This window comes from Gluconacetobacter sp. (assembly GCF_047721585.1).
In the GTDB taxonomy this organism is placed as follows: domain Bacteria; phylum Pseudomonadota; class Alphaproteobacteria; order Acetobacterales; family Acetobacteraceae; genus Gluconacetobacter; species Gluconacetobacter dulcium.
In genome coordinates this window covers 23,062-43,231 of record NZ_JBDNXE010000012.1, presented here as the reverse complement: position 1 = coordinate 43,231, position 20,170 = coordinate 23,062, and the positions used below count along the sequence as shown (strand labels likewise).

17 protein-coding genes are annotated in these 20,170 nt (G+C 69.4%); 4 read left to right on the top strand and 13 right to left on the bottom strand.

The window, feature by feature from the left end; genetic code table 11:
* Nucleotides 1–4 precede the first annotated feature (4 nt).
* The 6 genes from ABF821_RS04355 to ABF821_RS04330 all read right to left on the bottom strand — a co-directional run bounded on the left by ABF821_RS04355 (nt 5) and on the right by ABF821_RS04330 (nt 5,436).
* Complete coding sequence (locus ABF821_RS04355; RefSeq protein WP_183008308.1) at nt 5–1,255, bottom strand: MFS transporter; 1,251 nt, start codon at nt 1,253–1,255, stop codon at nt 5–7.
* Between the two features lie 535 nt (nt 1,256–1,790).
* The gene (gene murA / locus ABF821_RS04350) at nt 1,791–3,053 is read right to left on the bottom strand and encodes a UDP-N-acetylglucosamine 1-carboxyvinyltransferase (RefSeq protein ID WP_415529160.1); all 1,263 of its coding nucleotides are present in this window, start codon (nt 3,051–3,053) and stop codon (nt 1,791–1,793) included.
* Between the two features lie 10 nt (nt 3,054–3,063).
* A complete protein-coding gene (gene dcd / locus ABF821_RS04345; RefSeq protein WP_114725515.1) occupies nt 3,064–3,618 on the bottom strand; it encodes a dCTP deaminase in 555 nt (184 codons plus the stop codon).
* Between the two features lie 80 nt (nt 3,619–3,698).
* Nucleotides 3,699–3,893, bottom strand: a complete 195-nt coding sequence (locus ABF821_RS04340) for a hypothetical protein (RefSeq protein WP_415529159.1) — start codon at nt 3,891–3,893, stop codon at nt 3,699–3,701.
* Between the two features lie 33 nt (nt 3,894–3,926).
* The gene (locus tag ABF821_RS04335; protein ID WP_415529158.1) at nt 3,927–4,166 is read right to left on the bottom strand and encodes a hypothetical protein; all 240 of its coding nucleotides are present in this window, start codon (nt 4,164–4,166) and stop codon (nt 3,927–3,929) included.
* Nucleotides 4,156–5,436, bottom strand: a complete 1,281-nt coding sequence (locus ABF821_RS04330; protein ID WP_415529157.1) for a glycosyltransferase family 4 protein — start codon at nt 5,434–5,436, stop codon at nt 4,156–4,158. The genes ABF821_RS04335 and ABF821_RS04330 overlap by 11 nt, the downstream gene beginning before the upstream one ends.
* A 392-nt stretch (nt 5,437–5,828) precedes the next feature.
* Here ABF821_RS04330 and ABF821_RS04325 point away from each other — a divergent pair, with 392 nt between their 5' ends.
* The 3 genes from ABF821_RS04325 to infC all read left to right on the top strand — a co-directional run bounded on the left by ABF821_RS04325 (nt 5,829) and on the right by infC (nt 9,975).
* Complete coding sequence (locus tag ABF821_RS04325; protein WP_415529156.1) at nt 5,829–6,731, top strand: glycosyltransferase family 9 protein; 903 nt, start codon at nt 5,829–5,831, stop codon at nt 6,729–6,731.
* A 41-nt stretch (nt 6,732–6,772) separates the two neighbouring features.
* A complete protein-coding gene (thrS, locus tag ABF821_RS04320) occupies nt 6,773–8,704 on the top strand; it encodes a threonine--tRNA ligase (protein WP_415529155.1) in 1,932 nt (643 codons plus the stop codon).
* A 749-nt stretch (nt 8,705–9,453) separates the two neighbouring features.
* A complete protein-coding gene (gene infC, locus ABF821_RS04315) occupies nt 9,454–9,975 on the top strand; it encodes a translation initiation factor IF-3 (protein ID WP_114725527.1) in 522 nt (173 codons plus the stop codon).
* Nucleotides 9,976–10,029: 54 nt separating this feature from the next.
* Here the strand turns inward: infC and ABF821_RS04310 are convergent, their stop codons facing one another.
* The 7 genes from ABF821_RS04310 to hrpB form a co-directional block, all read right to left on the bottom strand.
* Nucleotides 10,030–10,533 carry a YaiI/YqxD family protein gene (locus ABF821_RS04310; RefSeq protein WP_182973279.1) on the bottom strand — a complete coding sequence of 168 codons (504 nt, stop codon included), beginning with the start codon at nt 10,531–10,533 and terminating at the stop codon, nt 10,030–10,032.
* 10 nt (nt 10,534–10,543) lie between these two features.
* Nucleotides 10,544–11,287 (bottom strand): SIMPL domain-containing protein, encoded by a 744-nt coding sequence (locus ABF821_RS04305; protein WP_182973204.1) that lies wholly within the window; start codon nt 11,285–11,287, stop codon nt 10,544–10,546.
* Nucleotides 11,284–11,613 carry a hypothetical protein gene (locus ABF821_RS04300; RefSeq protein ID WP_114726011.1) on the bottom strand — a complete coding sequence of 110 codons (330 nt, stop codon included), beginning with the start codon at nt 11,611–11,613 and terminating at the stop codon, nt 11,284–11,286. The genes ABF821_RS04305 and ABF821_RS04300 overlap by 4 nt, the downstream gene beginning before the upstream one ends.
* A 20-nt stretch (nt 11,614–11,633) precedes the next feature.
* Nucleotides 11,634–13,175 carry a sensor histidine kinase gene (locus tag ABF821_RS04295; protein ID WP_415529154.1) on the bottom strand — a complete coding sequence of 514 codons (1,542 nt, stop codon included), beginning with the start codon at nt 13,173–13,175 and terminating at the stop codon, nt 11,634–11,636.
* Between the two features lie 124 nt (nt 13,176–13,299).
* The gene (locus ABF821_RS04290; protein WP_415529153.1) at nt 13,300–13,980 is read right to left on the bottom strand and encodes a winged helix-turn-helix domain-containing protein; all 681 of its coding nucleotides are present in this window, start codon (nt 13,978–13,980) and stop codon (nt 13,300–13,302) included.
* A 111-nt stretch (nt 13,981–14,091) separates the two neighbouring features.
* The gene (locus ABF821_RS04285) at nt 14,092–15,213 is read right to left on the bottom strand and encodes a S1C family serine protease (RefSeq protein ID WP_415529152.1); all 1,122 of its coding nucleotides are present in this window, start codon (nt 15,211–15,213) and stop codon (nt 14,092–14,094) included.
* Between the two features lie 74 nt (nt 15,214–15,287).
* Nucleotides 15,288–17,846, bottom strand: coding sequence for an ATP-dependent helicase HrpB (gene hrpB, locus ABF821_RS04280; RefSeq protein ID WP_415529151.1), 2,559 nt, complete (start codon nt 17,844–17,846; stop codon nt 15,288–15,290).
* A 186-nt stretch (nt 17,847–18,032) separates the two neighbouring features.
* Between hrpB and ABF821_RS04275 the strand changes: the two genes are divergently transcribed.
* Nucleotides 18,033–20,165, top strand: a complete 2,133-nt coding sequence (locus tag ABF821_RS04275) for a protein-disulfide reductase DsbD family protein (RefSeq protein ID WP_415529172.1) — start codon at nt 18,033–18,035, stop codon at nt 20,163–20,165.
* Nucleotides 20,166–20,170 lie beyond the last annotated feature (5 nt).

Genomic DNA, 20,170 nt, shown 5'->3' with positions numbered 1-20,170 from the left:
CGTGTCAGCGCGCGTACGGCCGGGAGACCAGGGCCGCGACCAGCCCGCAGATCGCCGCCAGGGACAACCACGCTCCCGGCATGGCCCGGTCGCCGGTCGTATGGATCAGCCAGGTGCAGATCGTGGGTGTAAAGCCGCCGATGCAGGTCGCCAGGCTGTATGCCAGGGAAAACCCGGTCGTCCGGATACGCGGCGGCACGATTTCGGTCAGGTAGACGACCGCGGCCCCGTTATAGGCACTGTAGATGACCGCCAGCCAGATTTCGGCCGCCAGCAGATGTTCGAAGCTCGGGGCGGCCACCAGCCAGTGCATCACGGGCCATGCCGTCAGCAAGGCCAGCACCGTGGATGCGATCAGCAGCCGGCGCCGCCCGATACGATCGGACAAGGCGCCGAAAGCCGGCAGAAGAATGAAATTGGCAAGCCCGACGCACAGCGTGACGAGCAGGCTGGCCCGTGTCGACAGATGCAGGACGCGGCTGCCGAAGGCCGGCGTATAGGCCGTGATGACGTAGAAAGATGTCGTCGTCATCAGGACCATCAGGATTCCCGTCCCGATGATGCGCCATTCGACGAGAATGGTCCGGAGGACTTCGGCCATGCGCGGCGGGGTGCGGGTGTGCTTGAAGGTTTCCGTTTCCTGAAGGTTGCGCCGCAGGAAAAACAGGACGGGAACGATCAGGCACCCGATCAGAAGCGGGATGCGCCATCCCCAGGCCGTCATATGATCGGGGCTCAGGATGGTTGTCAGCGCGACGCCGATCGCGGCCGCCGCCGCAACGGCGACCTGCTGCGACGCCGACTGGAACGACACGACGAACCCCCGGGTCTTCGGCGTGGCGATTTCCGCCAGATACACCGAGGTCGATCCCAGTTCGACGCCAGCCGAGAACCCCTGCAACAGGCGCCCGCACAGCACCAGGAGCGGAGCGAGCAGGCCGATCTGGACGTAGGCCGGGGTCAGGGCCAGCGTCAGCGTGCCGATCGACATCAGTGCCAGTGTCAGGATCAGCCCCTTCCGCCGGCCGATGCGATCGACATAGGCCCCCAGAATCACGGCCCCCAGCGGCCGCATGAGAAAACCCGCGCCGAAGGTCGCGAACGACATCATCAGTTCGGCATACGCATCCCCGGACGGAAAGAACGCACGGCCGATCGCGGCGGCGTAATAGCCGAACACCATGAAGTCGTACATTTCCAGCATGTTGCCGCTGGCAACCTGCGCGGCCGCCCGGATCCTGCCTCGTGCTGTCATCACAGGAGCCCCTGCCGTCCCTTCAGCGGATTCAGTCTTCGTATTCTGAAGGGTTTCGGCGACATGGGTCATGGAGCGGATTCTTCTTCGTTCTTGAATTATGCCAATTGTGCATAGCAAGGATGCGCATTCAAAAAACAAACATGTGTTCGCGCAATTTTGTAATAAAATTACAATGGGTTTACGCCCTGAGAATGATACGCCTCAGTTTATGCACTTTTGAATAATAAATGGGATAATTTCGTATTCTGTTCCCGTGGCTTGAAAGGGCGCCGGTTTCCGACGCTCCCTCGTCCATCCCGCTACGGAACTGACCCCGGTGCCAGTGCCTTTTGGCCTGCGGGTGCGCCATTCGGATGCCCCCTGGTCCCGCCGCTGCCGATCGGAACACGCAGCAGGCTTCCGACGGAAAGGGCGGGGCCACACAGGGTCTTCGGTGGGCAGCGGTCTGGACGGCGGCCTCGCCGGATCAAAGCGGACCGTCGGTCATGGCACGCTTCGCCGGCACCGCGTCATGGGGAAGGTCAGGAGGCCGCTATTCCCGCACCCGTTCGATATGCGCTCCGCACTGCGCCAGCTTGCGCTCCACGGCTTCGTAGCCGCGATCCAGATGATAGACCCGGCTCAGGATCGTCTCGCCATGCGCCGCCAGTCCGGCGAGGATCAGCGAGAACGAGGCCCGCAGGTCCGTCGCCATGACGGGCGCGCCCGACAGCGAATGCACGCCGCGAATGATGGCGGACGAGCCGTGGACGTTGATGCGTGCGCCCATGCGGTTGAGTTCCGGCACATGCATGAAGCGGTTTTCGAAGATGGTCTCCGTCACCATCGAGGCCCCCTCGGCAACCGACAGCAGCGCCATGAACTGGGCCTGCATGTCGGTCGGGAAGCCGGGATAGGGCTCGGTCATGATATCCACGCCGCGCAGCGCCCCGGTGCGGCGCACGCGCAGGGCGTCGTCTTCCTGGAACACTTCCACGCCCGCTTCCTCCAGCGTGCGGACGACCGCGCCCAGATGGTCGGCCCGGCCGCCGATCAGGCGCAGGTCGCCGCCGGTGATGGCGGCGGCGCAGGCATAGGTGCCGCATTCGATGCGGTCGGGCATCACGCTATGGGTGGTGCCGTGCAGGGCTTCCACGCCCTCGATCGTCAGCGTGCCGGAGTCCGAGCCGGTGATGCGCGCGCCCATGCTGTTGAGGCAGGTGATGAGGTCGGCGATTTCCGGCTCGCGCGCCGCGTTGATGATCTCGGTGCGCCCGCGCGCCAGGCAGGAGGCCATCAGCAGGTTTTCGGTGGCCCCCACCGAGGCGAAGGGCAGCACGATGCGATCGCCCACCAGTCCGCGCGGGGCGCGGGCGTTGATATAGCCGCCTTCCAGCGCAATCTCGGCGCCCAGCGCCTCCAGTCCCTTCAGGTGCATGTCCACCGGGCGGGTGCCGATGGCGCAGCCGCCGGGCAGCGACACGCGGGCCTCGCCGCAGCGGGCCAGCAGCGGCCCGAGTACCAGGATCGAGGCGCGCATCTGCGACACGATGTCGTAGGGGGCCACCGTGTTGGTGATGCTGCCGCCGACGGCCAGCGTGCCGCCGTCGCCTTCGATATCCTCGACCGTGACACCGTGCTGTTCCAGCAGGCGGCGCATGGTCGTGATGTCGGCGATGCGCGGCACGTTGCGCAGCACCAGCCGCTCCGAGGTCAGCAGGCCGGCGACCAGCAGCTTCAGCGCCGCGTTCTTGGCGCCGCCGATGACGATGTTGCCGCGCAGCCGGTGGCCGCCGTGAATGATGAAACGGTCCATGGCGGGTGTCCTACATCCGGGGGGTGGCGACGCCGCGCTGGCCCATATATTTGCCCGCGCGATCGGCATAGCTGACCTCGCAGGGCGAAGCGCCCTGGAAGAACAGGAACTGGCAGATGCCTTCATTGGCGTAGATGCGCGCCGGCAGCGGGGTGGTATTGCTGATCTCGATCGTCACCTGGCCCTCCCATTCGGGCTCCAGCGGCGTGACGTTGACGATGATGCCGCAGCGCGCATAGGTCGATTTGCCCAGGCAGACCACCAGCGTATCGCGCGGAATGCGGAAATATTCCACCGTATGCGCCAGCGCGAAGCTGTTGGGCGGGATGATGCAGGTCGGTCCCGTGCGGGTGACGAAGCTGTTGGACGCGAAATCCTTGGGGTCGACCAGGGCGTTGTCGACATCGGTGAAGATCTTGAATTCCTCGGCCACCCGCGCGTCGTAGCCATAGGACGACAGGCCGTAGGAGATCACGCCCTCGCGCTTCTGCTGTTCCACGAAGGGTTCGATCATCCCGCCCTCCTGGGCCATGCGTCGAATCCAGCTATCGGGCATAATGGGCATATGCGGTCCCTTGCGTCGCGTGGGGCGAATGTCTTCTCGTCTCTGCGCAGACCACTAGCGAAGGCCGGGCCTGATCGCAATCAACTCCCGCTGTCCGTGGTCCCGGCGGCGGGGGCGGGCGCGGTCTCGTCGCCGGTGCTGTCGGCGCGGGCGCGGGATTGCTGCTTGCGGCGGCGCAGGTTGGCCCGCAGGGCCGCGGCCTCGCGCGCCAGGCGCTCCTGCCGCGCGACCTCGGCCTTCTGGACCTTGGTCAGGGGGGGAGGGGAGTCGGTCATGACAATAGCCCGTATGCGGAAAGAGCGGAAAGATCAGCGATTGCGGCGCGCCCGCAGCAGAACCAGCGACGCCGCCATCAGCAGCGCGCCGACGATATCCAGCCCCAGAATGGGCCATCCCCGGCCAAACAGTGGCCAGTGCCATTGCGCCTGGCCGAATTCCAGCAGGATGCTGGCACCGAAGCAGAACAGGGCGGCACTCTGGGCCCATGAAACCAGACGCGGCGTGGGGGCCTTGCGCGGCGGGGTGGCGCGGAACGGATCATTGGGCATCGGTATGAAGGATCGCTTCCTGTAAAGGGGCCGGGTCCTGAAGCATGTCTCCGGCGGGCTGGGCATTCTGCCAGGCGAACCAGTCGGCCAGGCTGGACCCCAGGATTTCGTCATAGACCGCCAGCGTCGCCTGCTGCATGGCCTCGGTCGTGTAATGGGCCAGCACATGGGCGCGGGCGGTGGCGCCCAGGGCCATGGCCTCGTCGGGCGTCAGGCGCAGCAGGGTGCCGATCGCCGCCGCCAGCGCGTCGGGGTCGCCGGGGGGGACCAGAAGGCCGGTCTGCCCGTCCGCCACGGTTTCCATCGCCGCGCCGTGTGCCGCCACCACGACCGGGCGGCCCATCGCCTGGGCCTCGACCACCACCCGGCCGAACGGCTCCGGCTCCAGCGAGGGCACGACCACCACGTCCGCCATCGCCAGCGCCGCCGGCATGTCGGTGCAGTGGCCGGCGAAGAACACCCGCCCGCGCAGGGCCGGATGCGCCTGCGCCATCTGTTTCAGGCTGTCGCCGAACCGGTCGCGCCGCCGGCCGGGGCCGACGAAGACGCAGACCCAGGGGCGATTGCCGCTGCCGCCCTCGCCGCCACTCTGGGCCTCCAGCCGCGTCAACGCCTCCAGCAGCAGGGCCTGACCTTTCCAGCGGGTGAGGCGGCCCGGCAGCATGATGATCGCGGCATCTTCGGGCAGCCCCCATTGATCGGCCAGCGCCTGGATGCGGGGGCCACGTACTACGGCAGGGTCGAAGCGCGCCGTATCGGCACCGCGCGGGATCACGCGCAAACGGTCCGGCCCCACCCGATAATCGCGGGTCAGGCGCCGGGCGATGAAGGCGCTGATGGCGATCACCCGCTGGCCGGAGGCCATGACGGCGTTATAGCGCCGCTTGCCCGGTATGTTCTCGCGATAGACGCCGTGCCAGGTGGTCACCAGCGGCACGCCGGTCAGTCGGCAGGCCAGCGCCGCCGACCAGCCCGGCGCGCGCGAACGCGCATGTACCAGATGCACGCCGCGGGCGCGGATTTCCCGCGCCAGTCGGCGGGCGTTCAGCAGGATCGAAACCGGATTCTTGGCCCGCAGGTCCAGCGGAACATGGATGCCGCCACCATAGGTCAGGCGCGGCAGCATGCGGCCGCCCGCACAGGCCGCCAGCGCCACGCCCCCGGCCTGCGTGATCGCCTGTGCCATGTCGATTGTGCCCTGTTCGATCCCGCCGGCATCGAGCGCGGGCAGAACCTGGAGGATGACAGGGCGGGCGACAGGCATGTCCATGGGGGCCTGTCTAGCATGAATGAACCGGCCGCGCATCGGCCGGCGGCCGTCCCTCACCACGATTGATCACGATTACGTGATATGTGATCGTGTAACATCGACATCCGGATCGGGCTTGGGTATAGAGACGGTCAAGGGGCCGAAGCGCCTCCAAGAAGATAGAAGAACAAGAAGAACCAAGAAGACACGGAAACTTTCATGAAGAAGGGCGAGCGTTCGCTGCCGTCCCTTTTCCCGGTGTCGCCCTGTTCGTGATCGACCTGTGTCGGATCGCGGGGGTGGCACCGGGCTATCCCTGTTTTTTCTCCCTGCACGCCTCCGGTCCGCCCTGCCGCGCATGACGCGCGGAGGGGGCTGTTTGCATCGGCCACGTTCTGGATTATCCAGACCCGATGAAGCGCGTTCTCGTGATCAAGCTTGGGGCGCTGGGCGACCTCGTCCTGGCGTTCGCGCCTTTCGCGGCCATCCGCGCCCGCTATCCCGATGCCGACATCACCCTCCTGACCACCGCGCCCTTTGCGGCGCTGATGGAATCCGCCCCGTGGTTCGACCATGTGGTGGTGGATTCCCGGCCCGCCTGGCGGGACCTGCGCGGCCTGATGCGGCTGCGTCGGCAGATGGCGGGCTTCGACGCGGTGTACGACCTCCAGACCTCCGGCCGGTCCTCGCGCTATTTCCGGCTGGCCGGCCGCCCGCGCTGGTCGGGCATCGCGTCCGGGGCCTGCTGGCCGCACGACAACCCGCAGCGCGACTTCATGCACACCCGCGCCCGCCAGCGCGACCAGTTGCGCCGGGCCGGGATCGACCATGTGCCGGACCCGGACCTGTCCTGGCTTGCCGGCGGTGGCCCGGTGCTGCCGGGTGCCTATGCCCTGCTGGTGCCGGGGGCGGCCCCGCACCGGCCCGCCAAGCGCTGGCCCGCCGAACGGTTCGGCGCGCTGGCCCGTTTGCTGGCGGCACGCGGGCTGACGCCGGTTATCGTCGGCACGGCGGGCGAAGCCGATCTGGCGGCAACCGTCCGCGCCGCCTGCCCCGAGGCGGTGGACCTGACCGGCCGCACCAGCCTGACCGAACTCGCGGGCCTCGCCGCCCGCGCGACGCTGGCGGTGGGCAACGATACCGGCCCGATGCATCTGGCCGCCGCCATGGGCTGCCCCTGCACGGTCCTGTTCTCGCGCGACAGCGACCCGGCGCGCACGGCGCCGCAGGGCCGCGCGCCGGGGCAGGTACGGGTGCTGCGGGTTGACGATCTGGCGCTTCTGAGCGTCGAGAGGGTTGCGGCCTCGGTCGCCTGACGCCATTACAGGCTCTTCCTGTTTATCGGAGCATCGACATCATGCCTGCCATCACCCTGCCTGACGGTTCCGTTCGCCATTTCGACGGGCCGGTGACGGGGACGACGGTGGCGGCCTCCATCGGCCCCGGCCTGGCCCGCGCCGCGCTGGCGATGGTGGTCGATGGCAAGGACATGGACCTGTCGCGCGAAATCGCGCACGACGCCTCGGTGCGCTTCATCACCCGCAAGGACGATGCGGCGCTGGAGATGATCCGCCACGACGCCGCCCATGTGCTGGCCGAGGCGGTGCAGTCGCTGTGGCCGGGCACCCAGGTCACGATCGGCCCGTCGATCGAAAACGGCTTCTATTACGATTTCTACCGCAACGAGCCCTTCTCGCCCGAGGATTTCGCGGCCATCGAGGCCCGCATGCGCGAGATCGTCGCGGCCAACGCCCCCTTCGCGCGCGAGGAATGGCCGCGTGAGGAGGCGATCCGCTTCTTCGAGAACAAGGGCGAGCGCTTCAAGGCCGAACTGATCCGCGACCTGCCGGAGAGCGAGACGATCTCGATCTACCGCCAGGGCGAGTGGCTGGATCTGTGCCGTGGCCCGCATATGCGCGGCACCGGCGATATCGGCACCGCCTTCAAGCTGATGAAGGTGGCCGGCGCCTATTGGCGCGGCGACCACCGCAACCCGATGCTGACCCGCATCTACGGCACCGCCTGGCGCGACCAGAAGGAACTGGACGCCCACCTGCACCGGCTGGAGGAGGCCGAGCGCCGCGACCATCGCCGCATCGGCCGCGAGATGGACCTGTTCCACATCCAGGAAGAGGCCGTGGGCTCGATCTTCTGGCACGCGAAGGGCTGGCGGATCTACACCGCGTTGCAGGACTATATGCGCCGCGCCCAGATCCGGGGCGGATATGAGGAAGTCCGCACCCCGCAGCTCGTCGACCGTGCGCTGTGGGAGGCTTCGGGCCATTGGGACAAATACCGCGAGCACATGTTCATCGCGACGGTGGAAGACGAGGACAAGACCCTCGCCCTCAAGCCGATGAACTGCCCGTGCCATGTGCAGATCTTCCGCCATGGCCTGCGCTCGTATCGCGAACTGCCGCTGCGCATGGCCGAATTCGGCGCCTGCCATCGCTACGAACCGTCGGGGGCGCTGCACGGCATCATGCGCGTGCGCTCCTTCACGCAGGACGACGCGCACATCTTCTGCACCGACGACCAGATCGCCGCCGAGACCGCGCGCTTCGTGCGCATGCTGGCCGAAGTCTATGCCGATCTGGGCTTCGAGAGCTTCCGCGTGAAGTTCGCTGACCGTCCGGAGCAGCGGGCCGGCACCGACGAGACCTGGGACAAGGCCGAGGGCGCATTGATCGAGGCCTGCCGCCTGGCGGGCGTGACGTATGAATACAACCCCGGCGAGGGCGCCTTCTACGGCCCGAAGCTGGAATTCGTGCTGCGCGACGCCATCGGCCGCGACTGGCAGTGCGGCACCTTGCAGGTCGATTACGTGCTACCCGAGCGGCTGGATGCCAGCTATGTCGGCGAGGACAGCGCCCGCCATCGCCCGGTGATGCTGCACCGGGCGATCCTGGGGTCGTTCGAGCGGTTCCTGGGCATCCTGATCGAGCAATATGCCGGCCGGTTCCCGCTGTGGCTGGCACCGGTGCAGGTGGTGGTGGCCTCGATCGTCACCGATGCCGCGCCCTATGCCGATCAGGTCGCCGCCCGACTGCGCGCGGCGGGCCTGACGGTCGAAACCGATACGCGCAGCGACAAGATCAACGCCAAGATCCGCGAGCACAGCCTGGCGCGGGTGCCGGTGATCCTGGTCGTGGGCCGCAAGGAGGCCGAAGAAGGCACGGTGGCCATGCGCCGCCTCGGCGGCGCGGCCCAGGAGGTCCTGTCGCTGGACGCGGCGGTGGACAGTCTGGCGGAGGAAGCCCTCCCCCCCGACCTGCGCCGCAAAGCCTGATTGTAAATGCGCGCTGGTGGCGATCCGGCGCGCGTTTCCTGCGCTCCGATGCTCACGGCCCATAAGGCCGTTCCGCTTCGGTGCTCGGAAACGCACGACGGCCGCGACCCTGCGGGCCGCTCTCGCTCACCAGCCCCCATTTCCAATCAGGCTTTCGGGTGTAACCGGGGTATGAATGCGCGCTGGTGGCGATCCGGCGCGCGTTTCCTGCGCTCCGATGCTCACGGCCCATAAGGCCGTTCCGCTTCGGTGCTCGGAAACGCACGACGGCCGCGACCCTGCGGGCCGCTCTCGCTCACCAGCCCCCATTTCCAATCAGGCTTTCGGGCGGACCGGGGAGTGAATGCGCGGCGCGGGAGGCGATCCGGCGCGCATTTCCCGCCCTGCGGATCGCCCTCGCAGCCATCGTTTCCCGTCTCGACAGGGCCGTGACCTGCTGCATTCAGGGGGCAACAGCGGGGCATCTGCTGCCGGTGCATGGCTGAATCGAACGGTCATGCGACGAGAATGCTTGATCTGCATAGCCTGTTTGGGTCAATAACGGCCAGTCCGGAAAGCCATCGCGCCGTTCCGGCCCTATAGCTGGAACAGGCCCTGGGGATGGAAACCGCCCAGGGCGCGGGATGCGGCCACGCTTCATCCCGCAGACGCGGGCGCGACAGGCGAACGCGCCGGTCCTGGCGGGCTCGGGCGACAGAATGCCCCGGACATGAAGACAAATACAGGAGCCGACCATAGCCAGACCTCCGATGCCCACTCCGCCTAACCGCGAGGGCCCCCGTGTCAATGAGGAAATCCGCGTTCCGCAGGTGCGTCTGATCGACGCGGAGGGCGAGATGCTCGGCGTCATGCCCACGCGCGATGCCCTGGCACGGGCTTATGCCGTTGGCCTCGATCTGCTGGAAATCAGCCCGAACGCCGAACCGCCGGTCGCCAAGATCCTCGACTACGGCAAGTTCAAGTACGAGCAGCAGAAGAAGCGGAACGAGGCCCGCAAGAAGCAGAAGGTCATCGAGATCAAGGAGGTCAAGGTCCGGCCGAACATCGATGAGAACGACTATCAGGTGAAGATGCGCGCCATGAAGTCGTTCATCGGCGAGGGCGACAAGGTCAAGGTGACGCTGCGTTTCCGTGGCCGCGAGATGGCCCATCAGGACCTCGGCATCAAGGTGCTGGAGCGCATCCGCACCGAGATGGACGAACAGGCGAAGGTCGAGCAGATGCCCAAGCTCGAAAACCGCCAGATGATCATGGTGCTCTCGCCCCGCTGAGCGGCGTGGCACTCTGAACGGAAAAAAAGCCCGGACGGCGCGTCCGGGCTTTTTTTATGCCGCGCCGGTATCCGGCGGCGGCCTCCATTGGGGCCGCACGGCCGCCGCGCCGCCCTTCCTGGCCCGGACCACGGCGGTATCCAGCGCCGAGAGGAAGGTCGAGCGATCGGCACGGGTGAACCCGCGCCCGCCCTGCATGATCGCCCCGGTGGAGCGCAGGTCCTCCATCAGGTTGCGCATCGCCAGCGCCATGCCGATCGCGTCCGCGTCCAGCACCCGGCCGCGCGGGTCCAGCACGCAGGCCCCGCTCGCCACGCACCGCGCCGCCAGCGGAATATCGGCCGAAATGACGATATCCCGCGCGCCGGCCTGCTCGGCGATCCAGTCATCGGCGACATCCATCCCCTGGGTCACCACCACCCGCTCGATCAGGGGCGAGGACGGAATCGCGATCAGCCGGTTCGACACCACATACGTGCGCAGCCCATGGCGCAGCGCCACGCGGTAAGTCTCGTCGCGGACGGGGCAGGCGTCGGCGTCTATGAAGATCCGGGTCAGAACGCCCCCCTCACGGCATCAGCACGAACGTGGCCGAAGCGCTGGCCGAGACATCCTGCTGTTCGGCCGGCGCTTCGGGCGCCACGGGGGCCGAAGCGGCGCGGGCCATCATCATCATCGGCATCGGGCGCGGCATGCCCCGGTCGGAGAGCGAGATCGAGCGGATCGAGGCGACTTTCAGCCCCAGCACCTTGGCGGCGGCGTCGGCCCGCTGCCGCACATCGGTCAGGGCGGCGGCCTCGGCCTGGCGCATCAGGCTCTCGCGCAGGTCGGGCGACAGCGACCAGTCGAGGCCGCTGAGGGCCAGCCCCTTGGCCTGAAGCTGGCCGACCAGCGTCAGCAGCGCCGCGCCGTCGGCGCCCGTCAGGCGGATGGTCTGGCGCGCCGTCCAGGCCGGGGCCTTGCCGCCGTCGTTATGATCGGCCGAATAATTCTCGGTCACGGTCGTGAAGTTGCCGGCCTTGCCGGCCTCGATGGCCGTGTTGGCCAGGGTATTCACATGCGCCTGGGCCGCGGCGGCGCTGGCGGCGCTGGCCTCGGCGAACAGGGTGGCCGTCAGCTGGTCGGGCGCGGCATGGACGGTGCCGGTGCCCGACAGGGTCAGCGCGGTGCCGGCCGGGGCGTGGCGGGGGAGCATTTCCGGCATGCCCGGCCCCTGGTCGGGCGGCATGTCCTGGGCGGAGGCGGCGAGCGGCACGAGGGTCGCGGCGGTCAGGGCGCAGGCCCCAAGAGCAAGGCAACGGAACGCGGTCATGAATGCGTATCTTCTTTCAGCGCCATCAGGGCGCGGCGCAGTTGAACGATTCCCGAACGGACTTTCCCTTCCTGGCACAGATGCGTGCCCTGGGCGCGCAGATCGTCGACATCGTGCCGCAGGGGCGGTCCATAGGCGTCGATGGCGGCGGCCAGTCGGTTGCAGAAGGCGCGGCTGTCGCTGGTGACGACGACCGGATGGCTGGGCTGCGCCGCCTCATGGTCGCCTGCTGTCATCGAGGCTTCCATGTCGGGTGGGGGAGCCTGGCCGCACAGGCAGAGGCTCATGACCGCCAGCGCCGTGATCGCAAGGGGCTGTGAATTCATGAAATCGAGCCTAGGGTTCGTCATGTGTCCCCCTCATGGGGCGATCGTGAAGTCTCCGTTACCCGAGACGGAGCCGGGGTCGGGGCGGCGTTTCGCCGGGGCAGTCGGCTGGCCCGCGGGGCTTCGCGCGGCACCGGCATCACCATCCGCACCGCCAGCCCCGGCTGGCGCGGATACAGGCGCAGCGTGCCGCCATGCAGTTGCACGATCGCCTGCACCAGCGACAGGCCCAGCCCGGCGCCCGGCGTGTTGCGCGCGGCTTCGGCACGGAAGAACCGTTCCGAGGCGCGGGCAAGGTCGGCCTCGTTCATGCCGATCCCTTCGTCGGTGACGGCGATGGATACCACGTCGCGGGTCGGGGTGGGCATGGCCAGGCCGGGCATGGCAGGACCCAGCGCGGCGGCCAGGGTCACGGTGCCGCCCGCGGGCGAGAATTTGATGGCATTGTCCAGCAGGTTGGCCACCGCCTGCTGCATCATCGCCCGGTCGCCGTAAAAGGGCACGCTGGGCGGCAGGCGCAGCACCAGATGGATCTGGCGTTCCTCGGCCACGGCTTCGTACAGGTCGCCGATATCGGCCAGCAGCGGCACCAGGTCGAACGGCGCGAAGGCCGACCGGCGGGACCCGGCCTCGATCTGCGCGATGCGCAGCAGGGCCTCGAACACCGAAGTGACATTGTCCAGGTCGCCCACCGCGCGCTCCACCGCCGCGCGCAGTTCCCCGGTGTCGCGGGCGTGCAGCGCGGCATCCTCAAGCTGGGTGCGGGCGCGGGTGATGGGCGTGCGCAGATCGTGGGCGATGGCGTTGGAGACCTGCCGCACGCCGTCCATCAGGCGCACGATGCGGTCCAGCATCTCGTTGATCGCCTCGGCCACCTGGTCCAGTTCGTCGCCGTTGCCCACCAGCGGCATGCGGCGCGACAGGTCGCCATGCGCGATGGCCTGCGTGGTCTGCGCCACCGATTTGATCATACGGCGGAACATGCTGTGCACCAGCGCCGCGCCGCTGATCGCCAGCAGCGTGACCATCATCCACGCCCACAGCAGCGAGTCCGTCAGCAGCCGCCGCAGCACCGCGCGGGCGCGGATATCGCGCCCCACCAGCAGGCGAAAGCCGCCGGGCAGGTCGAAGGCATGGATCTGCGCGGTGTCGCGCATGCCCGCGCGGGTGACCTCCAGCGAATACCACCGGTCGCTGCGCACCACCTGGGCCGGCCATTCCGACAGGTTCCCGGCCAGGCGGTGGCCGGTCGGGTCCACCATCAGATAGATCGCGTCGTCATCCAGATTCTGTTCCAGCCGGTCGTCGATCGTCAGCGCCAGCGTCGGCAGGCCGCCTTCGGTCCAGCGCTGGCTCAGGGCGCGCGCGTCGGCATTGATCGCGGTTTCCACCTGCCGTTCCAGAAAGCCGATGGTGCCCCACCAGATGAACGACATGAACAGGATCGACGACAGGGCGAACAGCAGCCCATAGCCCAGCGAGAAGCGCAGGCCCGCCGAACGCGGCAGCCGGAAACGCCGCCGCTCTCCGCCGTCCGGAAATGTCTGCCCGGCAGACGCCATGACGGGTCGCGCGACCCCGCCCCTAATGCCCGCCGGTCCGGGACCGGAGCGATCCGGCGCGTGCGGCGGTTTTCAGGGCGCGGGGGCGGTGCGGGGCGTGGATATGCATGTGCCTTGTCCTGCCTCAGTCCGCGCGCAACATGTAGCCGGCGTTGCGGATGGTATGGATCAGCGGCGAATCGAAGGGCTTGTCCACCTTCTGGCGCAGGCGCGAGACATGGACGTCGATCACGTTGGTCTGCGGGTCGAAATGATAGTCCCACACGCCTTCCAGCAGCATGGTGCGGGTCACGACCTGGCCGGCATGGCGCATCAGATATTCCAGCAGCCTGAATTCGCGGGGCTGAAGGTCGATCCGCTGGCCATTGCGCCGCACGCTGCGCGACAGCAGGTCGATTTCCAGGTCCGCCACGTTCAGGCGCGTCTGGGGCGCGTTCTCGTTGCGGCCGCGCCGCGACAGCGCCTCGACCCGCGCCAGCAATTCGCTGAAGGCGAAGGGCTTGGTCACGTAATCGTCGCCGCCCGCCTTCAGGCCCTGCACGCGGTCGTCCACATCGGCCAGCGCCGACAGCAGCAGCACCGGGGTGGTGTTGTTCTGCGCGCGGATCGTCTCCAGCAGCCGCAGCCCGTCGATGCCGCCCGGCAGCATACGGTCCAGGATAATCAGGTCGAAATTCTCGCTGACCGCCAGAAACAGCCCGTCCTTGCCGTTATCCACCGGTTCGATCAGATGCCCGGCCTCGCGCAGGCCCTTGGCGACGAAATTGCGTACGGTCGGATCATCCTCGACGACCAGGATATGCATGTCGGTCCCGCTCCGTTCTGGCTGCGCATCGGCACGGTCGAAGCATGCTTCTCCGCACCAAACGAAGACCTTACCCGCCCAGCGGGGGGCTGGCCAGTGCGACGGAGGTTGCTAGTCGTCCATGTCCGCCGGACGATGGGCGACGATCACGGGCACCGTCAGTTCGCTACCGTGCCGGCTGATGCGCACCAGCACGGTCGATCCGGGCCGTTCCGCCGCCACCGCGCGGATCAGGGTGCGGGCGCTGTCCACCGGTTCCTCGCCCACGGTCAGCACGATGTCGCCGGTTCGCAGCTTCGCTTTCGCCGCCGGCCCGCCCCGGTCGATATCGGTGATGCGCACGCCGGCATGGCCCTCGCCATCGGCCAGGGTCACGCCCAGCCAGCCGCGATCGATATGCCCGCTGCGGCGCAGTTCGGCGACGATGGGCGCCACGATTTCGGAGGGAATGCCGAAGCCGATCCCCACCGACCCCCCGGTGGGCGAAACGATGGCGGTATTCAGCGCCACCACCTGCCCGCCGAGATTGAAGGACGGCCCGCCCGAATTGCCGGGATTGATCGGGGCGTCGAGTTGCAGGAAATCGTCGAACGGGCTGGCGCCGATATCGCGCCCGCGCGCCGAGACGATGCCCGCCGTGACCGAGGAGCCCAGCCCGAACGGGTTGCCCGCCGCCATGACCCAGTCGCCCACATTCACCTGCCGGCTGTCGCCCCAGGTGACGAAGGGCAGCGGATGCGGCGCCTGGATGGTGATCACCGCGATATCGGTCAGGTCGTCGCTGCCGACCAGCCGGGCCGGGTATTCGGTGCCGTCGGACAGCGAGACGGTGATGCGGTCGGCCTCGCCCACCACGTGGGTATTGGTCACGATCACGCCGCTCGGGTCGATGATGAAGCCCGACCCGGCCCCCAGCATTTCCTCGCCGCGCGAGCGCATCCGGTCGCGGAACCGGTGCTCGAAGGGCGTGCCCTTCACGCCCGGCGGCACCGGCTGGTGCTTGCCCGGATTATCCGCGTCCTGCGTCACGGCGATGTTGACGACCGCCGGCACCACCTTGCGCACCAGCGGCGCGAAGGTCAGCGGCCCGGAGGCCACGATCGCCGGCACCGGCGGCGCGAACAGCGCCGTATCGTCGGCCCGCGCGGGGTCGGCCCATGGCGGACACAGCACCAGCGCGGCGGCGAATGCGGGCGGGGCGAGAAAGAGAGGCCGGCTTGCCGTCCGCCGCATGGGCTGGAAATCCTGGTCAGGGCGCATGGTCGGCGCGTTGCAAGGTACCACGTTATATCAGGATCGCGCGGCCGTCATGTCCGCGCGGGCCGTCGCGACCCGGTCGATGGCGCGGCCTCGGCCGGGTTCTCGGGCCAGTCGTGCCGAGGGTAGCGGCCGCGCATGTCGCGGCGCATGTCGGCCCAGCCGCCGGTCCAGAACCCCGCGAGGTCCGCCGTGATGGCCTGCGGCCGCCCGGCCGGCGACAGCAGCGCGATCTGTAGCTTCACCTGCCCGTCGGCCAGACGCGGCGTCGCGCGCAGCCCGTAGAAGGTCTGCGCCCGCGCCGAGGCCGTCGGCACAGGCTGGGTATAGTCGATCGGCACCCGCCCGCCGGGCAGGTCCAGCGCCGTGGGCAGCGCCCGGTCCAGCCAGGTCAGGCGCGGATGGTCCAGCCGCGCCCGCAGCATTGCCAGCACATCCAGCGCCGCGACCTCCGACAGGCGGCTCAGCCCGCCCAGCCACGGGGCCAGCCAGCTTGCCGCCTCCGCCGCCAGTGCTGTGTCCGACAGGTCGGGCAAGTCCTCAAGGCCCGGCAGAGCGCGCGCCAGCATCACGCGGGCCTGGAACTGCCGGGCGGCCGGCGTCCAGCCCAGCGTGGTGTCCAGCCGGTCGGCCGCCTGACGCAGCAGCAGGTCCGCCACCTCGTCGGCCGCCGCCGTCACCGTGCGGTCGCGCAGCACCAGCGCCCCCAGCCGCAGGCGCCGCCGCGCCAGCACCGATCCGGTCACCGGGTCCAGCGTCGTTTCCACCTGCTCGGTGGCGCGGCGGCGGATGGTCTCGGGCAGGTTGTCCGGGTCCAGCTTCGCGGCCAGCCGGATTTCCGCCGCCGTGCGCACATGCAGCGTGGCCACCGCCAGCAGCCCGGCATCCGCCAGCCTGTCCGCGCGCCCCAGCTTTGCGCCGCCGCCGCCCGACAGGCGGAAACTGCCGGCCTCCCCCCGCCGCTGGGCGATACGGTCGGGGAAGGCGGCGGCCAGCAGCGCCGCCGCGTCGCCCTGGGCGGCGACGGTGCCGCGCAACCCCAGCCGGCGGCGATACTGGTTCGCCGCCTGACGGATGCGCACCAGCGCGCCGCGATCGGCATCCGCATGGTCGCCGCCGGCGATCAGGTCCAGCCGCAGGGCGATATCGGCGGGCGGCACGGCGGGGGCGCCCCCCCTGCCGCCCGGCGCGGGTCGGGCGCGCAGCGGGTCGCGTTCCTCCAGCAACGCGGCCAGATCGGCGGCCAGCGCGGCCTCGCTCGCATCGCGCGCCGACAGCATCATCGCCGCCAGACGCGGATGCGCGCCCAGCGCGGCCATCCGTTCGCCGTCGGGGGTGACGCGCGCATCCTCATCCATTGCCCCCAGCGCGACCAGCAGGGTACGCGCGGCCTCGAACGCCCCGTTGGGCGGGGCATCGGGCAGGGGCAACTGCTCGGGCGGCGTGCCCATGGCGGCCTGCCACGCGGCGGTGTCCAGCCGCAGGCCGGTCAGTTCGGCGTCCAGAATCTCCGGCCGGTCATGCGGGGCCATGCCGCGCCCGGTGGCCTCGCTCCACAGCCGGATTCCCACCCCCGGCGCCTCGCGCCCCGCGCGGCCGGCGCGCTGGGTGGCGGCGGCGCGCGAGATGCGCACCGTGTCCAGCCGCGTCAGGCCGGTGCCGGGGTCCAGGCGCGGGCTGCGCCGCCAGCCGCCATCCACCACCACCCGTACGCCCGGCACGGTCAGCGAGGTCTCGGCGATCGAAGTCGCGAGGATCACCCGCCGCCCGGCCTCCGGCCGGGGACGCAGCACGCGGTCCTGCTCGCCCGGCGGCATCTCGCCATACAGGGGCAGGATCTCGGCCGGCGCCCCCGCCAGTGCCGTCTGGGTGCGGCGGATCTCCCCCACACCGGGCAGAAAGGCCAGGATATCGCCCTCATGCTCGGCCAGCGCGGCGCGAATGGCGCGCGCCATCGCGTCGGGCAGGTCGCGCAGATGGGTGATGTCGCGCGGGGCGTGATGGATCGTGACCGGAAAGGCCCGGCCGGCGCTTTCGATCAGATTGGCACCCATCAGCGCGGACAGGGCGGCGCCGTCCATGGTGGCCGACATTGCCACCAGCCGCAGGTCCGGCCGCAGGCTGCGCTGGGTATCCAGGCAGAAGGCGAGCGCCGCATCGGCATCCAGCGAGCGTTCGTGGATTTCGTCCAGGATCACGCAGGCCACGCCGTCCAGCGTCGGGTCGGACAGCAGGCGCCGCACCATCAGCCCCTCGGTCACCACCTCGATCCGCGTGCGGTCCGAAACGGCGGATTCCAGCCGCGTGCGGTAGCCCACCAGCCCGCCGGCTTCCTCGCCGATCAGCGCCGCCATGCGCTGTGCCGCCGCGCGGGCGGCCAGCCGGCGCGGCTCCAGCATCACGATCCGCCCGTCGCCGCGCCAGGGGGCATCCAGCAGCGCCAGCGGCACGGTGGTGGTCTTGCCCGCGCCGGGCGGGGCCACCAGCACGGCGGAGGGGGTCTGCATCAGGCTGGCGCACAGATCGGGCAGGATCGCGCTCACCGGCAACTCGGCCGGAATCGAAACCCTGGAATGGGCGGGGCTTTGCAGGGCGGGATCGAATTCCATATCCTGCTTATGCGTCCATGGCCTGGAACCGGCAATCCACCGGCTTGCACCGCCGTTCCGTCCTTCGCCTTTCCTGATTTTCCGGAGCCTCCGTTCTTGATCCTGTCCCGGTCCCTGTCCGCGTTCGCGGCACCCCGCCAATTCCGGTCGTCCCTGTCCGGTTCGCTGCTGTCGTGGCTGGTGCCGATGCTGGTCGTCCTGTGCCTCGCCCCCACGCCGCATGCCCTGGCGGCGGAAAGCGCCGCGCAGACCAGCGAGCGCGATATCGCCACCCTGGTGACCGATACCGACCATTATCGCCCCGGCACGACGCTACAGGTGGGCCTGCGGCTGCGGCTGAAACCCGGCTGGCATACCTACTGGATCAATCCCGGCGACGCGGGCGAGGCGCCGACTCTCGCGGTGCAGGCCAGCGGCGGTGCCACGGGTACTTCGGGCACCATCGCGTGGCCGGCGCCGGAGCGCCTGCGCGACGGGCCGCTGATGTCCTACGGCTATACCGGCGACGTGCTGCTGCCGGCCATATTGACGCCTTCCGGAGCGGGCGACGCCCCGATGGTGCTGAAAGCCACCGCCGAGTGGCTGGTCTGCGCCTCGGTCTGCGTGCCCGAACAGGGGACGTTCACCCTGACGCTGCCAGCCGGGGAGCCGACGCCTTCCGCCGAGGCGCCCCTGTTCGCCCACGCGGTCCAGGCGCGCCCCATGGAGTCGCCGTTCGCCGCCACGATCGCGCCTGACGGGATGCTGAGCCTGACGGGCGAGGGCCTGACCCCGGCCGCCGTGCGCGATGCCTGGTTCATGCCCCTCGTGACCGGCGCCATCGACCAGGACGCCGACCAGCCGCTGAAGGTCGCGGACGGCACGCTGACCCTGGCGTTGAAACCGGGCGATGCGTTCCATGCGGCCCCCACGCTGGACGGCGTGCTGATGCTGAAGGACCCGGCGGGCGAGACGCGCGCGCTGTCGATCGCCGCCCGCCCCGGCCCGGCGACGGCCGCCCCCGCCACATCTCCAGGCACAGCCTCAGTCGCAGCCCTGGCCGTTCCCGCCGTGGCGGCGCCCCGACCCGCGCCGGAGGGGGCCGCGGGCGACCTGCGCATGTTGCTGCTGGCCTTCGCGGGCGGGCTGATCCTGAACCTGATGCCCTGCGTATTCCCGGTCCTGATGATGAAGGCGATGGCGCTGACCCGTCTGGCCGGCGCGCATACCATGGCGCGTCTCGCCGGGGCCGGTGCCTATGCGGCCGGCGTGGTCGGGGCGTTCATGGTGCTGGGCGGCATCATGCTTACGCTGCGCGCGGCCGGGGCGGTAGCCGGCTGGGGCTTCCAGTTCCAGTCCGCCGCCTTTGTCGCCGCCGTGTGCTGGCTGCTGTTCGCCGTGTCGCTCAACCTGCTGGGCGTGTTCGGCATGGGCAACGGCGTTGCGGCACTGGGCGGCGCCGGGGTCACGCGCGGCAGCTATCTGGGGGATGCGATGACCGGCGTGCTGGCGGTGCTGGTCGCCACGCCCTGCACCGCGCCCTTCATGGGCGCCGCGATCGCGGGCGCGCTCACGGCGCCGGCCTGGGTGGCGATGGCGGTGTTCATCGCCATGGGCGCCGGGCTGGCCGCGCCCTATCTGGTCCTTGCCGGCGTGCCCGCGCTGGCGCGCTTCCTGCCGCGCCCCGGCGCGTGGATGGATATCCTGCGCCAGGGGCTGGCTTTCCCGATCCTGGCCACCTGCGTCTGGCTGATGTGGGTGCTGGCGTTGCAGGCGGGCGCGACCGCGATCGCGGTGCTGGGCGCCGGGCTGGTGCTGGTCGGGCTTGCGGCGTGGCTGACCGGTCTGGCGCAGGGCATGGCCATGCGCGACGGGCCGGTGCGGCGGATCCGCCTGTGCCGCGCCCTGGCCCTGATGGCGCTGGCGGTGGCAATGGCGATGCTGCCCGGCCTGCGCGGTGGCAGCGCAGGGGCGGATGCCGGTCTGGTCGCGTCCGGCCCTGCCGGCACCGAGGCTTTTTCACCCGCGCGGCTGGCGGCGCTTCAGGCGCAGGGGCGGCCGGTCTTTGTCGACATGACGGCCGCGTGGTGCATCTCCTGCCTGGTGAACGAGCGGGTGGCCCTCTCATCCGCCCCCGTGCAGGCGGCGTTCCGCGCGCGGCATGTGGTTTACATGAAGGGCGACTGGACCAATCGTGACGCCACGATCAGCGCGTTTCTGGAAGCGCATGGTCGGGCGGGCGTGCCATTCTACATCTATTACCCGCCAGGGAACGGGCAGAAGAAAATCCTGCCGCAGATCCTGACCAGCGGATTGGTGCTGGATGCGCTGAAAGGATGACACGG